Raw genomic sequence first — 16,400 nt, 5'->3', positions numbered from 1 at the left:
GAGAAAGACGATCATGCTGCCGCAATATTTTTGGAGTGTCCCCCGATGTGCGGGGGGATTTTTGCGTCGGTGTATCGTACCGTGCGCGGTTTTTTCTCTGGTCACAGGGGCGTCGGCGCAGGGGGGACAAACCTTTGACACGGTTGAGGTCCAAGGCGCTGAATTTATTCCAGAACACGACATTCAGATGACATGCGGTGCGGTGGCTGGCGTGCCGTATCTCACGATTGAATTGCGCGCGATTGAGGACTGCCTCATGTCGACGGGTGTGTTCGAAACTGTGAAACTTATCCCCAATGGGGAAACGTTGGTGATCGCAGTGAAAGAGGTGAATACACGGCCAGGCCGTATCGAAGCTTCGCTGTCCTATGCCTCTCAGGATGGGCTGATCGGCGGATTGTTCTTTGAACGCTATAATCTTTTGCCGGACACATATGGGTCGGTCAGGTTGGAGTATAACCCAGAAGTGAAACGCGGAAGCGGGCGCTTGTATCGGACCGATGTCCTCGGCAGTGACATTGATCTAGGGGTAAAGCTGGGCTGGGAGGAATTGTCTTTTGACGACAGTTCTTATTCCAAAGAGACGAAGCAGATTGAAACCTATCTGGCATGGATGCCGAGCCAAAAAACCCGAGTGGAAATGGGTGTCGGCTACCGCGATTATCGCCTTTTTGATGTGGATGATGGGGCGAGCGCTCTCTTGGTGTCTGAACAAACTGCGGGTATTTCGGCGCCCTTTCTCCGTTTTGCCCTGAAACACAGCTCTCTTTCGGAGGGAGAAAATGGCTGGGGCACGTGGGATTACAGCGTCGGGATAGACCAGTATTTTTGGAACCTCGGCACCGATGATAGCCTTTCAGATTTCAGGTTCGAAAGCCGCTCCTATGTGCCGCTTGGTCAGATGTGGCGGATGCTTGTGTCTTTGGATGCCGGCAGGGTGTCCAGTCTTGATGGAAACAACGCAACGCGTGTCATAGACCGCTTTGCGCCGGGGGCCGGCAGTTTCCGTGGGTTTGCACCGCGTGGGGTCGGACCGCATGATAATGGCGACGCCCTTGGCGGAAATACATTTGCCGTCTCTTCAATCGAAATACAGGGCAATTTCGAGGGTCTTGTGAACGCACCTTTGGTTGGCGGCGTTTTTGTTGACACTGGCGCGTCTTGGGCGTTGGATGACACCCTCGGGCGCGCGATTGATGATGGGTTTCATCGGCGCAGTTCAGTCGGTCTTTCACTTGCATTCGAAGTTGGGCGCGCGCCTGTCTCACTGTTTGTTGCCAAGCCCTTTGACAAGCAAGACGGAGACAAAGAACAGGTGTTTGGACTTCGTCTTAGCACAGCGTTTTGAGGCAGGATATGTGTGTCGAAATACGAGGGCGGCATGAGAATGCCGTGAGATAATCCACAGGCCGAGAGGAAGGCGGTCTTTCTCGGTGTGGTGAATTTAAAACATGACAGTTTGAATATGGGCAGTTGAGGCGTCTAAAGGCCGGCACCTCAGTTGCACGTATTGTGCATTCCAAAAGTGCCACGATGTTACGAGGCCGGGCTTTGAGTATGTATTGTATTATACTTATTATAATACTTAGAATCTTTAGTATTGATCTGTTGGCATTTTCCATCCTAAGGTATGTATATTGGCATTGCTGGTGCCGTGACTCGACGCAGACATAGAACCTCTCGTGTTTGCCAAAATATCATATCTTTCAGGTGTCGAAGGTCGTCGCCGGTGAGAACAGGGAGCGCGATGAGATGGCAGGGATGAGCATTCTTAACGGTTCTAGTGACCATAATTCTCAGTCTAAGGCGGACCCTAAACGCGTCAGCCTCGAAACCAGGCTTTTCCATCGCCTTGATCATGAAATGGACCACGCTGAAGGTTCCTATTCAGAAGTCATAGATCTTTTGCGTGTGAATCGCCGTGTTTTTGAACCCGCATTCCTGAGCCGGAAGATGATCCGCGAGGTGTCCGACACGTCGCGCCAACACAATATGTTCAACATACTTCTTGGATTGCGGGCTCAACTTCATGCGATTCGCGATTTTGTCACACCAATTCGTTTGCTCGACGCGTCCGAACAAACGGCAAAGGGGTGATTTACATGCTGCAAAAGAGTTTTGAAACCTCAGGTGCTGTTGCGGTTCCACGCAGCGTAGAAACTGAAAAGCTGAGTGTTCTTGCATTGGTGGATTGGGATCATCTGCCTTGCGAATTCTGTCACCCGGATCAAAGGTTCCGCGTGTCGCTTATGGCGGGACAGGACTGTGATCGTGCGCTTGATATTCTGCGTCAACTCAAGCATGCGCCGGATATTCTCATCGTTGATGAGGATTTTTTTGGCTCACCAGAAGCTGCGGCGGACGCTTGTATCCAAATTCGCCGCTTTCAACCCCATCTTCATATTATCGCGATTGAAAGTGAAATGTGGGAAGGTGAATCCGTTTTGGCGTCTTTCGGGCTTTGCCAAGAAATTTTGCCCGCTAAATGTGGTCAGCGGGCAATTCTGGGTAAACTTACCACTTTGAATTAAGAGGCCTTTCGCCGGAGTTGTCGCTTACATGATATTCATGTCGCGGGCGACAATTACAGCTTGAGTTCGATTGTTGGCATCCAGTTTCGTGCAGATTGATTTGACATGCATTTTAACTGTGGCCTCAGCGAGAGAGAGCCCTTCTGCGATCTCGCGGTTCGGGAGGCCTTCGGCCAATAGCGCAAGCACTTCCATTTCTCGGCCAGAGAGAGGCGATTTGGTGGTGTCGCGTGTCTTTAGTCTCTGATGATCAATCAGCTCCACAGGGATATAACGCCCGCCTGCCGCCATAAATCGGATTTCATTGGCGAGATCTTTCAGGGAGGCGGTCTTGAGGATCACCCCTGCACTGCCATTTTCCAAAATTTCCGAAATGACCTGTGCGCTAGGGGCGCTGGTCAACAGAGCTGCGGGCCGACCGCCATTGTTTTCAAGGACTTTACTCAGGCCCGAGACACCGTCCATACCGGGCATGTTCAAGTCAACGAGAACCAGATCAAACGGGCCTGCCGTTTCCATGATCGAAAGTGCCACGTTAAGATCAGGCGCAGTTGTGATGTCGAATTCTGGCAGGTTTGATAAAAAATGTTCGAACATTTCTAGCACCATCGCATGATCGTCTGCGATCAAAACGCGAATTGCCGTAGCTTCGGGCGGATTTGTGGATTGAGCAACCATCGCGTGCTTCTCCCTTCTTGTTGCCTTCACCGGATTTGGTGCTTGCTTTATTCCCCATGACGCAAGGGCAATTAGCGTAACATGCACAAAAAACAAGTAAATTACATCTAAAATACTATATTGAATCTCTGAATATCTGCAAATTTAGAAGAAATCACGTATTTAAAAGGTGCGGGGGTCAGTTTAGGGCGTCGATGGCGTCCTTGGTTCGGCCCAGGGCCGCTTCGAGGCGTTGCTCACAGGGTGAAAGGGGCGCGCCGGCGTCAAATGCGAGTTCCATTGCGCGCAGGCAAGATTCCAAATCCCCAAGACCTGTCAGGCTACAGGCCCCTGTTGCGGCATGTAGCATCCGACCTGTATCAGGGCCAACGCCACCCTGTTTCAGACTGGAAAGGACGCTTGCCGCTTCATTATGGGCACGTTGCATAAAGGAGATCGCCCCGCCTCGACCCAGTTGCGAGAGTAGATCATCGACGATGCGAGCCTTGAGGGGCCACCTGCCGCTTCGGGGTCGTGGTGTGGGGCAGGTGCTTTTTGCTGTGGCGCATCGGGCTCTGAGTGAGTCGACAGAACACGCAGAAGCGCGTTGCGCAATTCTGCTGGCTGAATTGGTTTTTCAAGCACTTGGACAATGCCCACTTTGGAACAGGCGTTTAGAATCGAATCAGCGACATGTGCGGTCAGCGCGACGATGGGGCCGTTCCAATGGGTTTTGCCCTGTTGTTGGAGGCGCTGAGCAAATTCGATCCCCGACATATACGGGAGGGTCATGTCGGTCAGGATCAAATCCAGTGTTTGAGTGACTTCTGGCCGTTCAAGAAGAGAGAGCGCTTCAACTCCGTTGCCTGTCGCCCAGACCCGCGCGCCCGCACTTTCAAGAATGTGGCGAATCCAATCGCGGCTAGAGGGGCTATCCTCGACAAGGATCATAGAGATGCCCGTGAGTGGCGCGTCTGAAAGAGGCTGCACAGTTGTGGGGGCCTGCAACCGATTTGGTTGCTCGCTTTTTTGCAACGTGAAAGTCGCCCGCATCGTCGTGCCATTCACAGGGCGATGCTCGGTGTCTTCCTGCGTTGAGTCAGGCTCGGCATATCTATCAGAGACATGGATTTTGCCCCCGAGCTGGCGCAATGCATGGGCCAGAACATTCATGCCCGCGGAAGGGCGCGTGTTCACAGTGGCCTCCGTCAGTCCCGGTCGGCGCGACTCAGTTTGGCCGAGCGCTTCCAACAGGCGTGTTTTCTGTTCCGGCGGGAGGCCGCCGCCCAAATCAGAAACGATAAGCGTGATCAAAAGGCGGTCATTGTCGTCGGTTGGGCTTGGGAGGGGATGACAGGAGAGGCCAATTTCAACCGCGCTACCGCCATATTTCACTGAATTATCAATCATATTCTGGAAAAGTGCGCGGACAAATCGCACTGGACCATGGACCCAAATGTCCTCATGCGGGTCAAGCCACAGTTTGAGGTCAACGTTTTGTTTGCGGGCAATTGGGGCGATCATCGTGAGCAGAGTGCGCAGCTCTTCGGTGATGTTGAACGTTTCATCCGGTCGAAGGCCGGTGACACTTTGTTCGCCGCGAATGACACCTAAAATATTGCTGATGTGATCCAGTGCCAGTTCGGCCGAGTTGTGAAGCTCTTGACGGGCCATGGTTTTATCAGCGGACGTTTCGTGAGTGTCATCACTGAGCACGTTATCGGCGGTTGCGAGCAGCGATTGGATCGGGGTGCGTAGGTCATGCGCCACTCTCATAAGAGTGGCCGCCCGTGCCCGATTGCGCAGCCACGTCGCTTCGAGGTCATTTTCGGACAGGCGCAAAAGATAGCCGTCTCCCACGCACAGCGACACATGCACGACCTCTCCCTCCAATTCAGTGGACCCCAAAGAGAGAGAGGCTGCGGTGCTGCCCGCGCGGTGGGCCTGTAGACAGAGAGCGGGCCAGTCTAGCGCATCATGAATCCCGGGCCGATCGAGATGTAAGCGCTGTGCGGCAGCATTGGCCAAGAGAACCTTGCCGCTTTCACTGGCCAAGATGGAGGGCCGGCGATCCGTCGCAATCAATCGAGCGATGGTATTGATGACGGGACGCATTGCCGTGCCTACGGTCTCTGAAGGGGTGAAAGCAGCCTTAGAAACCATTCCGGACGTCTCTTTCATGTCAGGGGCGCGCCCCGTGTGTGAGTTCGGTCATCGCACGGGGTCGTCTGCAACGCGTTGGGGTAATTTGCCGATAATTTCAGCGAGTTTAAAGCAGATTCAGCACGAACTGTTGTGTTTTTGCAAGCTTGAGGTTCTGCGAATATCCTAAAGGATAATATTTTACCAAAGTGTTGATATCAATACATACGTTTGATAACCAAAAGCATGGGGGTGAGCCCTTGTTTTTATTCGCAGCCGTTGGGTGCTGCGCGGTAGAGGGAATGATAAGATGGCGATGAGTGGACTGGTTGCGGGCGATGCTGTTGATGTTCAGGTAAATGTGAACAGGGAGAGCATTAGCCGATATGTGAAATCTAACTCTGATCTGGTGGTTGAACTGGTCAATGGCGATAGCATCCGTGTGAGCAATTTCTACGACGCAGCCGGGAACGGCGATGCGCACCGCCTTATTTTGGCGGATGGTACGTTTAGCGGTGTTGAGGGCGCGTTTGGCGAAGACGCCGCCGTCGCGGGACTTGGGAGTGGGTTTACTCTTGATGAGGTCGGAGCCGGTCTTGCGGCCCTCGCAGGTCTCGGCGCTGCGGCGCTTTCGGGGGATCTTCCTCTGACGAGACCCCGGAGCCAGAGCCGACACCTGAGCCGGAACCAGAGCCAACGCCAGAACCTGCCGTTGAAAGCGGTGTGTTGGATTCCATTCTTGCCGATGATGGTCTGCTTGGCACTCTGACAGGCAACGAAGGTGGTCTGGGGGCTATCACCGGCTCTGATGGGTTGCTTGGAACTTTGGTGGGCAACGAAGGTCTGCTTGGTGCGATCACTGGAGAGGAAAGTCTTGTTGGCTCACTCCTTGGCGCAGGACTCATTGGCGATAAGGCGGGGTCCGGAGATCCGCTGGGCAGCCTCACAGAGGGCCTTCTGGGGGAAAACTCTTTGGTTGGAGGTTTGCTCGGCAGCACAGGGTTGACGGATGGGCTTCTCGGGTCCGACGGGATCGTTGGTGGACTTTTGGCAGCGGGTGGACTCGTTGGAGGGCTGTTAACCGAAGACGGCCTTGTGGGCGGACTTTTGGCGGAAGATGGCCTTGTCGGTGGTCTCCTCGGTGGCGACAGCCTTGTGGGCGGTCTGCTTGGTGAAAATGGTCTGGTCGGCGATTTTCTCGGTGAAGACGGTTTGGTTGGCGGCCTCCTTGGTGACGACGGCCTCGTGGGCGGACTTGTTGGTGCCGATGATGGCCTGCTGGGAGGGCTACTTGGCGGGGAAGGCGGTTTGCTCGGTGGCGACCTGCTTGGCGGTCTGACCGATGGCCTGTTGGGCGGTGACGGTGGTTTGCTTGACGGCGTGCTTGGTGGCGACCTGCTTGGCGGGCTGACCGATGGTCTGTTGGGTGGCGACGGTGGTCTTCTTGACGGCGTGCTCGGCGGTGATCTGCTTGGCGGCTTGGCGGATACGAATGGCCTGCTCGATCCGGTTGTGTCGGACGGTGGTCTGCTGGGCGATCTGACGGGCAACAGCGGTCTTTTGGGCGACGTGACCGGCAATGATGGCGTCTTGGGTGAGGTCATTGGCGATGCCGGTGTTGTGTCGGATTTGACGGGGCTGAGCCTGATCACGGATGGCAATGCGGATGCGTCTGGCGGTCTTTTGGGCGGCTTGACGGATGGGCTGCTGGATGGCGGGTTGCTGGATGGGCTTCTTGGCGGTGAAGACGCTCTGATATAATCGCCAGCTGACTGAAAAATCAAAAGGGCCTCGCCAACCGGTGGGGCCCTTTTGAATCGTGAAACGCTTGTCTCTTTGCTTGTGCAAGTGATGAAAATTACGCCTGTTCTTTTTCATAGATATATTGACATCCATCACAATGGATATAAACATACATACTTAAGTCTTTCGATTGCCTTTGATATATACTTTCAGTCAGGCTTGCGAGGGGTGAAATGGGAACAGGAGTGGAACCATGGCAAACAAAACGATCTTAGTCTCCGCCACGGAGACGCGCGTCAACTTAGGTATCGACCAAACTGGCTTGGAAACATACAGCCGATCGGGAGACAATCTAATTATCGATTTGGGCAACGGCGATACGATTACCGTTCAGCGCTATTACGTGCCAACGGCAGACGGGTCTTTGCACAGTATTGTTTACAGCAATGACATGACTGTTGATGGCGATCCCGCTGCGGCAGGGTTGGGGATGGGTTTCTCTGAAGAGGGAATCGCAGCCGCTGTTTTGGGCGGGGTTGGTCTTGCGGCTCTGGCAGCCGGTGGTGGTGATGACAGTGATGCTGACGCTGACGCGGATGCTGATGCTGACGCGGATGCTGATGCTGATGCTGATGCTGACGCGGATGCTGATGCTGACGCCGACGCGGATGCCGACGCGGATGCTGACGCGGATGCCGATGCGGATGCCGATCAAGGGTTCCTCGATCCCCTCGTTGGAACGGGAGGTTTGTTGGGCGGTTTGACCGGCGATGGTGGTTTGCTCGGGGATGTGACCGGATCTGGCGGGCTTCTGGGTGGTTTGCTTGGGGACTCGGGCGCTTTGGGCGATCTGGGAACGGCTTTGACGGGACAACCCTTGCTCGGCGACGGTGTTCAGGACGGTGGCGAGACGGGCCTTTTGGACGGTCTGATTTCGGACGACGGTTTGCTTGGGGATGTCACCGGCAACGGCGGTCTTTTGGGCGATGTGACCGGGTCTGATGGTCTTCTCGGCGACCTGCTTCTCAACGATGGTGTGCTTGGCGGGCTGACGGGTTCTGATGGGCTTGTTGGTGGTTTGATTGGCACCGGCTTGCTGGGCGAAGACGCGTCTGGCGCGGGTGACACGGGCGGCGACCTGCTTGGTGGTCTGACCGATGGTCTGTTGGGCGGTGACGGTGGTTTGCTTGACGGCGTGCTCGGTGGCGACCTGCTTGGCGGTCTGACCGATGGCCTGTTGGGTGGCGACGGTGGTCTTCTTGACGGCGTGCTTGGCGGTGATCTGCTTGGCGGTCTGACCGATGGCCTGTTGGGCGGTGACGGTGGTTTGCTTGACGGCGTGCTTGGTGGCGACCTGCTTGGCGGGCTGACCGATGGTCTGTTGGGTGGCGACGGTGGTCTTCTTGACGGCGTGCTCGGCGGTGATCTGCTTGGCGGCTTGGCGGATACGAATGGCCTGCTCGATCCGGTTGTGTCGGACGGTGGTCTGCTGGGCGATCTGACGGGCAACAGCGGTCTGTTGGGCGACGTGACCGGCAATGATGGCGTCTTGGGTGAGGTCATTGGCGATGCCGGTGTTGTGTCGGATTTGACGGGGCTGAGCCTGATCACGGATGGCAATGCGGATGCGTCTGGCGGTCTTTTGGGCGGCTTGACGGATGGGCTGCTGGATGGCGGGTTGCTGGATGGGCTGACCGACGATGTTGCCCTCTAAGGGACGATGATACTCTGGGATCGGGCGGCACACGTGGCCCGATCTCGACAAAGACAGGTGTCTCATGGCGCAAGACATCCTGAAATCGCGCTTCAGCTGACGGGAGCGCGTAGGAGCAGCTCGCCCAACAAGCTGCTCCGAAAAGGGGCGCCTCGGAAACGTGGCGTTCTACCACCTGAGAGGCGGGTTATGTGACCCCCCATCACCCACTCACCCAGCATGATCTGCCTCTCTCCTTATTCGAGAAAAGCGAATACAGAATGAATGATAATCAAGATTATTTAGAGATTTTTAGCCGCGAATCAAGAGATTTGGTGGCTGAGGCCCTTTACGCAAGCTTGATTGCACAATCTTCTGATTTTCGCGCAACAGCCTATGCGTTGAGACAGGTTGCGTTAGAGCAGAACAAGTTGCTCCAATGTAACGTGTCGGCCCCCAAACTTAAGGCCACTTAAATCTAGAATCTGCTGTCGCGGGGTGCCGGTGCGTTTCAGGCGTTCCGCGGAGCGGTGACTGCCCTTGCGGGCGGTAAAATAATAGTCCTAAAGTTTATAATAATGGGCTGGATAATATCCTTTAGTTTTTGATATACAGTAATAAGATGTAAATGTATTTGGTGGGCGTCTAGGCCTTTTGGAAACTGGGAGAGATTAACGATGGTAACCACCTCCGTTCAGGCGGGTCCTGAAATTAGTGTCAAAATCGACGTGATGCGGGACGACGTGCTGCGCTACTCTAAAAACGGAGACGATTTGATCATCGATCTTAAGAGCGGCGATCAGATTGTTGTGAACGACTTTTATACGCCCGCAGAAAACCAGTCGCTTCACAGCTTGGTTTTTGGTGATGGAACGGACAGCGGCGTGACTGGCGATCCTGCCGCAACGGCTGGGCTGGGCATGGGGTTCTCTGAAGAGGGCATAGCTGCTGCCGTTTTCGGTGGGATTGGTCTTGCGGCTCTGGCAGCCGGCGGTGGTAACGACAGTGATGCCGATGCGGACGCTGACGCTGACGCGGATGCCGACGCGGACGCTGACGCGGACGCTGACGCTGACGCGGATGCGGACGCGGATGCCGACGCCGATGCGGATGCTGACGCCGATGCGGACGCCGATGCTGATGCTGATGCGGACGCCGATGCTGATGCGGACGCTGACGCCGATGCTGATGCGGATGCCGATGCCGATGCGGACGCTGACGCGGATGCTGATGCTGACGCCGACGCGGATGCTGACGCGGATGCCGATGCGGACGCTGACGCGGATGCTGATGCTGACGCGGATGCCGATGCGGATGCCGATCAAGGGTTCCTCGATCCCCTCGTTGGAACGGGAGGTTTGTTGGGCGGTTTGACCGGCGATGGTGGTTTGCTCGGGGATGTGACCGGATCTGGCGGGCTTCTGGGTGGTTTGCTTGGGGACTCGGGCGCTTTGGGCGATCTGGGAACGGCTTTGACGGGACAACCCTTGCTCGGCGACGGTGTTCAGGACGGTGGCGAGACGGGCCTTTTGGACGGTCTGATTTCGGACGACGGTTTGCTTGGGGATGTCACCGGCAACGGCGGTCTTTTGGGCGATGTGACCGGGTCTGATGGTCTTCTCGGCGACCTGCTTCTCAACGATGGTGTGCTTGGCGGGCTGACGGGTTCTGATGGGCTTGTTGGTGGTTTGATTGGCACCGGCTTGCTGGGCGAAGACGCGTCTGGCGCGGGTGACACGGGCGGCGAGCTGCTTGGTGGTCTGACCGATGGCCTGTTGGGCGGTGACGGTGGTTTGCTTGACGACCTGCTTGGCGGTCTGACCGATGGCCTGTTGGGTGGCGACGGTGGTCTTCTTGACGGCGTGCTTGGCGGTGATCTGCTTGGCGGTCTGACCGATGGCCTGTTGGGCGGTGACGGTGGTTTGCTTGACGGCGTGCTTGGTGGCGACCTGCTTGGCGGGCTGACCGATGGTCTGTTGGGTGGCGACGGTGGTCTTCTTGACGGCGTGCTCGGCGGTGATCTGCTTGGCGGCTTGGCGGATACGAATGGCCTGCTCGATCCGGTTGTGTCGGACGGTGGTCTGCTGGGCGATCTGACGGGCAACAGCGGTCTGTTGGGCGACGTGACCGGCAATGATGGCGTCTTGGGTGAGGTCATTGGCGATGCCGGTGTTGTGTCGGATTTGACGGGGCTGAGCCTGATCACGGATGGCAATGCGGATGCGTCTGGCGGTCTTTTGGGCGGCTTGACGGATGGGCTGCTGGATGGCGGGTTGCTGGATGGGCTGACCGGCCTGACCGACGATGTTGCCCTCTAAGGGACGATGATACTCTGGGGTCGGGCGGCACACGTGGCCCGATCTCGACAAAGACAGGTGTCTCATGGCGCAAGACATCCTGAAATAACCCGTCCCGAACCGATGAAACGTTCGGGGCGGGTTATTGACTCAGGGCGGCGTGCTTTCCCAAACGACCGTGAGAGGACGCCCTCTGGTCCATGTGGTAGTTAGATTTTCACCGTTGTGCCGTTTAGATTTGTGCGTGACAGCCCATACGAAGGCCTATGCGATGGACAAGAAAAAGCGGTCTCGGCATCTGTCAAAAGCAGACACACGACGGGGACAGAGCGACAAATCCAATACGGTGATGGCGTCTCTTGCACACCGTCCCAAAGCGCCGTTGATCGAGCTTTTGGCACAGGCCAAAGCAGCTTTGACCTATGCGTTGCAGCCCTCCGACGTTGCACCGTCAGCTCCGCTGCGCCTCTTTTTCTCCCTCAGTGACGGCACCAAACGCGCAGATGTTGTGCATTTCGTTGGCCGGGATCTGGCGGACATCTGGGAAAAAGTAGAGACATGGCGGGAGGCTTTGGCCAATCCCAACCCGCCAATGCGCTGGCTGAGAGTGGATTGGGTCGATCAAACGTGGGACCTGACGTGGCACCACTGCCAATTGGCGCTTGAGAACAGCAAGCGGAGTTATTTTCGCTATGGGCTCGCGCTTGATCGTGGATTTGAGCAGGCGTTTTTAGAGCAGGAACTGAATGCCAACGCGATGTTGTATCTTGGCGGCACCGTCGAAAATGCTGGTGTGAACGAAAAGAATTTCAACATTTATGCGCGCCGACGGTTTGGCGCGGGGTTCCAATTGCCTCAAGACCCCGCACATCAGATCAGTCTGTTTTCAACCCAAGCCTTTCTTTTGCAACCGGGTCATGGTCCGATCCGGTTGCACGGCTTTAGCGGCGGTGCTGAAGGGCGGGACACTGGGCGCAGGATTGTGACGGATCTCGATGAAACCACTGTGGAAAACATGGTCGCGCAATCCAGTCGGTTTTTGGCGGCGCAAGTCGATGAAAAGGGCCAGTTTGTCTATGGGCTGCATCCGTGTTTTGACCGGGAGATTAAGGCCTATAACACCCTGCGCCACACCAGCACGATCTATTCCATGTTGGAGGCGTGGGAGGTCACGCGGGACCCGGAGGTCAAGGCCGCGATTGACCGCGCGCTTCGGTTCATGACCCAAAACCTCATTCGTCGGTTTACCTTACCGGATGGGAAGGAGGTCGCGTATCTGCAAGACCTGAACAATGAATTCAAGCTGGGCGGCAGTGCCGTCGCCCTTCTGGCGCTTGTCAAATACACCGAATTGACGGGCGATCAGAGCCACCTGCCGCTGTTGGACCACTTGGCGGAGGGCATCCGACGGGTCCAAGACCCAGAGACCGGGCAGTTGCACCATGTGCTCAATTCCACCGATCTGAGCGTCAAAGAAACCTTTCGGATCATATATTATGACGGGGAGGCCGCCTTTGGGTTGATGCGGCTCTATGGTTTGACCAAAGACGCGCGGTGGTTGCAGACGGTTGAAAAGGCGTTCGATTACTTTATCGCGCAACAGCATTGGAAAAGTCACGATCACTGGCTCAGCTATTGCGTCAACGAATTGACACTTTATCGGCCAGAGGAGCGCTATTTCCGGTTTGGCCTCCAAAACGTGGTCGGGCATCTGGATTTTGTGATTGACCGCATCACGACCTTTCCCACCCTGCTTGAATTGATGATGGCCGCGCACAAGATGATTGTGCGATTGCAAGGCAGTGAGGCGCACCACCCTCTTTTGAAACATCTTGATCTGGATAAGTTCTACCGGGCTCTCGAAACGCGTGCGCATTACCTGATGAACGGGTTTTTCTGGCCGGAAATCGCGATGTATTTCAAAAATCCCCAACGTATATTGGGTAGTTTTTTCATTCGCCATCACGGGTTCCGCGTCAGGATCGACGATGTTGAACATTATCTGTCGGGTTATACGGCCTATCTTTTGCACTATTTGCGAGATGGAGAACGCCCAGAAACGCGCCCATCAGAGGTGGCGGACCGGTCAAAACAGGCAGAGCATGTGCAAGACGTGGAGGGCACGCCGCCCCTGAGCGCCCCCGCCATTTTGGCTTGGGGGGGCGACGTCAATTTGGGGCGTCGTCAACATTACAGATCAAAGCAGCTGGGGTATGATCAGGTCCTCGACATTCCCGAGCTTAAGTCGGCGGATCTGTCGATCGTGAATCTGGAATGCGTTGTCAGCTCGCTCGGCACACAAGGTGTGATCAAGGGCGAGGGGGGGCCGTATTATTATCGCGCCCGCCCTGAAATGTTGAACATCTTGATGGCGGCAAACATCGACGCGGTGGCCGTGGCCAACAATCACAGCGGGGATTACGGCCCTCAGGCGTTGATGCAGCAACAGGACATCCTGCGCGCGCTTGGCATTGCCTACGCTGGCAGCGGGCGCACCCGAGCCGAGGCCTTTCGTCCCACGTTTTGTACCGCTGGCGCGGTGCGTGTGGCGTTGTTTAGTGTCGATACGACCCAGCCTCGGTTTGCCGCAACAGATGAGACGCCAGGCACCGCCTATGTGCCGTTGGATGATCCACACGTCTGGCGAGTGGCGTTTGAACCGCGCATCGCCGAGGCCAAAAAACAAGCCGATCTTGCCATAGTCGCCGTGCATTGGGGTGCGAACAATGCGCCCACGCCAGATGACGGTGAAATCGCTGTTGGACATGCGTTGATTGATGCCGGGGCGGATGCCGTGCTTGGTGCCTCGGCGCATCGGTTGCAAGGCATCGAAGTCTACAAATCCAAGCCGATCATCCATGACGCGGGTGATCTACTCTTCGACTCCATTCGCAGTCAGTTTTCTGACGGCGGGGTGTTCCGGCTGGGCTTGAGCGCAGAGGGTGTGAGCTGGGTTGAGTTTATTCCCATCGGTGTTGGCTTTGGCTTTAGCCAGCGTCTGCGCAGTGATGCCGCACATGGTGTGATACAGAGGTTTCAAAGCAAATGCCAAAGTATCGGTACGACACTAACGTGCCATGAAGATCGGGCCTATTTGCCACTTGTCCCACGGTCAGAGGCGAACAAACCTGTGGTTCAAACGGACGCGCCACCGCGGCGCTATCCGGTAGAGGTTTTGAAGGCCTATGAGGCCGATTCACTGTATGGGCAGGCTCCGTATGTGCCCGAAGAGGCACGCATCAAACCCGTGAAAATAAACGGTTTGACGCTATTAGGAGTGCGCCTGACCCCGCAACATATCACGCATCGGCGGATGCTTTGGGTTGAGGCCTGGTGGTCCAGTGACATCCCGGTTTCTGACGATCTTCGGTTGAGCTATACGGCGGTTCCCCGGGGGCAGGGGGCGTTGATGGAGTGGGGGCGCGGCATGGATCATGATCCGTGCGATTGGATGCTTCCCACCCGTCGCTGGGTTCCCGGACGGATTTATAGAGACCATTTTGGTCTGCGTCCGCCGCCGTTGAAACACCTGAGCAACGCGCCGCTACAATTGGAAATTCGCGTGCTGGGGCGAGCGCCGAATACGCAGTGTTATCTCCATCCAAAACTGGTTTCGGTGCAGCTGACACAAACGGACACTTCGCTGAGCTTGACCTACCAGACCCAGTTCCCTGATCTGGTGTCTGACAGCCCTTCGGGTCAAACATGGACGGCGGAACAGCTTCAGGCGATCACCGGGGGTCGGTGGCTGACCACGCCGCAAAAAAGCTGGTTTGTGCGTTCTGTGGTCAATGGTCAAAAACACATTGATATGCGAGATGCCCCGGTCCTGTTTGTCGCCCACACCAATCGCGAGCGCGCATTTCACGAAGGCACGACCCAGCCGATCAAAACGATCGGGGACCGCCATCCGGTGGTGGCGCAGAATATCCACCGTTTGGCGGGGGCGATCGTCAGTAGAGCCATTGCAGATGTGCCAAGTGATTTCCCACAACTGTTGGTCGATGATCCGATCAAGGCCCATATGGAACTGGGCTTTGCCGCCCGGCAGCGGTTTCAAGGTCCGGTGATCGCCGTGACCGGGACGGTTGGGAAGTCTTCAACCCTCGGGTTGCTCGAAACGCTGTTCGATCCCGGATGTGCTCTGAAAAGCGTGGACAACTATAACTCGCGTGTTGGCGTGCCGATACAACTGGCCAGTCTTGCACCCGACCATCAGGCCGCTTTGCTTGAAATTGCACAATCTGCGCTTTGGATGAACCGCGGTCCAATCACCCGATCGGTGCGCCCCACCATTGCCATGATCACAGAGATCGGCCTGTCGCAAACCAACAGGATGATCAAGACAACTGAGGATGTTGCGCGTTGGAAATCGAAGGTTTTCGATGGGCTGATGCCGGGTGGGATTGCCGTGATCGGCGAACATTTGGCGCATTTTGAGACCATCCACGCCAAGGCAATCCAACATGCAAGCCGGGTCTTGACCTTTGGGCCCAGCCCGAACGCCCATTTGCGGGTGCTGGACCAGGCCACTGAAGGCAGATCGACCCGGCTCACGGTGGTGCTGGCGGGTCAGACCCATGAGGTGACGCTGCCCTTTGTCAGTCAGGGCATGTTGAGCAACGCAGTCGCAACGCTCACTGTCGCCCATGCGCTTGGGCGCGATTTGGACGACAGCGCTCGGAGGTTGGAGGCATACACGCCGCACGAGGGCCGTTTGGTTCAGTATGCCTGTCATTTAGGCGGGCATAAGGTGCAGGTGTTGGACGACAGTTGGAACGCCGAAGTCCTTTCGATGTTAAATGCCTTCACTGAGCTTGAGCGACAGCAGGTGGCGGGCCGGAAAATCGCAGTGCTCGGTCGGATTGTTCATCTCGGCGATCAAGCGGCCAAGCTGCACGAGGCGCTTGCTGCGCCATTGATGGCGTCGGGGGTGGAGCTTGTTTTGACACATGGGGAAGAGATGCGGCATTTGCGAAAGAGGTTGCCAGATGCCGTTCTGGGGCCGCATTTTTCGAGTGCGCCCGCGCTTTTCACCACTCTCAAAGACGCCGTGAAAGAGGGGGATTTCATCCTCTTGAAGGGATCGCGCCGGGATTCAGACTTTGGTGACCTGTCCCTTTGGCTTAATACTTGTAAGGCTTTGTAAGCTGGCATTGATAAGCTCTTGGACAGGTTAGATCGAAAAACGACGACTTTGCGATCTAACTTTAGCTGCGGTTGGGAGCCATATGGTGCAGAATCAGGATAGGTATACCCGCCTTGTGTAGGGGGCCTTGCGCCGAATGGCGCTAGGTTTATTTGCAATGCGTCACGAAAAATCAATTCTTAGTGATG

The 16,400-nt window shown here is 56.1% G+C and carries 11 protein-coding genes; 9 read left to right on the top strand and 2 right to left on the bottom strand.

Annotation, left to right across the window (positions count from 1 at the left end; translation table 11 throughout):
* The first annotated feature begins 187 nt into the window (after window positions 1-187).
* The 3 genes from DA792_RS00260 (at window position 188) to DA792_RS00245 (ending at window position 2,531) form a co-directional block, all read left to right on the top strand.
* Window positions 188-1,348, top strand: coding sequence for a BamA/TamA family outer membrane protein (locus DA792_RS00260; protein WP_159075105.1), 1,161 nt, complete (start codon window positions 188-190; stop codon window positions 1,346-1,348).
* A gap of 404 nt (window positions 1,349-1,752) precedes the next feature.
* Window positions 1,753-2,097, top strand: a complete 345-nt coding sequence (locus DA792_RS00250) for a hypothetical protein (RefSeq protein WP_159075103.1) — start codon at window positions 1,753-1,755, stop codon at window positions 2,095-2,097.
* Between the two features lie 5 nt (window positions 2,098-2,102).
* On the top strand, window positions 2,103-2,531 hold the full coding sequence (locus tag DA792_RS00245) for a hypothetical protein (RefSeq protein ID WP_107717357.1): 429 nt from the start codon (window positions 2,103-2,105) through the stop codon (window positions 2,529-2,531).
* Window positions 2,532-2,555: 24 nt separating this feature from the next.
* Here the strand turns inward: DA792_RS00245 and DA792_RS00240 are convergent, their stop codons facing one another.
* Both DA792_RS00240 and DA792_RS00235 read right to left on the bottom strand, forming a co-directional pair.
* Window positions 2,556-3,296, bottom strand: a complete 741-nt coding sequence (locus DA792_RS00240; protein WP_254679220.1) for a response regulator transcription factor — start codon at window positions 3,294-3,296, stop codon at window positions 2,556-2,558.
* Window positions 3,297-3,590: 294 nt separating this feature from the next.
* Window positions 3,591-5,351, bottom strand: a complete 1,761-nt coding sequence (locus DA792_RS00235; RefSeq protein WP_159075101.1) for a hybrid sensor histidine kinase/response regulator — start codon at window positions 5,349-5,351, stop codon at window positions 3,591-3,593.
* Between the two features lie 289 nt (window positions 5,352-5,640).
* Here DA792_RS00235 and DA792_RS00230 point away from each other — a divergent pair, with 289 nt between their 5' ends.
* The 6 genes from DA792_RS00230 to DA792_RS00205 all read left to right on the top strand — a co-directional run bounded on the left by DA792_RS00230 (window position 5,641) and on the right by DA792_RS00205 (window position 16,212).
* Complete coding sequence (locus DA792_RS00230; protein ID WP_107717352.1) at window positions 5,641-6,099, top strand: BapA/Bap/LapF family prefix-like domain-containing protein; 459 nt, start codon at window positions 5,641-5,643, stop codon at window positions 6,097-6,099.
* On the top strand, window positions 6,057-7,091 hold the full coding sequence (locus DA792_RS22370; RefSeq protein ID WP_199908052.1) for a hypothetical protein: 1,035 nt from the start codon (window positions 6,057-6,059) through the stop codon (window positions 7,089-7,091). Before DA792_RS00230 ends, DA792_RS22370 begins: the two co-directional genes overlap by 43 nt.
* A 235-nt stretch (window positions 7,092-7,326) precedes the next feature.
* On the top strand, window positions 7,327-8,787 hold the full coding sequence (locus tag DA792_RS00220; RefSeq protein ID WP_107717350.1) for a BapA/Bap/LapF family prefix-like domain-containing protein: 1,461 nt from the start codon (window positions 7,327-7,329) through the stop codon (window positions 8,785-8,787).
* A gap of 260 nt (window positions 8,788-9,047) precedes the next feature.
* Window positions 9,048-9,242, top strand: coding sequence for a hypothetical protein (locus DA792_RS00215; protein WP_107717348.1), 195 nt, complete (start codon window positions 9,048-9,050; stop codon window positions 9,240-9,242).
* Between the two features lie 201 nt (window positions 9,243-9,443).
* Window positions 9,444-11,084 (top strand): BapA/Bap/LapF family prefix-like domain-containing protein, encoded by a 1,641-nt coding sequence (locus DA792_RS22115; protein ID WP_199908051.1) that lies wholly within the window; start codon window positions 9,444-9,446, stop codon window positions 11,082-11,084.
* A 223-nt stretch (window positions 11,085-11,307) separates the two neighbouring features.
* Window positions 11,308-16,212, top strand: a complete 4,905-nt coding sequence (locus tag DA792_RS00205; protein ID WP_254679203.1) for a CapA family protein — start codon at window positions 11,308-11,310, stop codon at window positions 16,210-16,212.
* Window positions 16,213-16,400: the final 188 nt, after the last annotated feature.

The organism is Celeribacter baekdonensis (assembly GCF_003047105.1).
In the GTDB taxonomy this organism is placed as follows: Bacteria; Pseudomonadota; Alphaproteobacteria; order Rhodobacterales; family Rhodobacteraceae; genus Celeribacter; species Celeribacter baekdonensis_B.
Note: the sequence above shows the minus strand (reverse complement) of the source record. Positions and strands in the feature narration are given on the sequence as shown.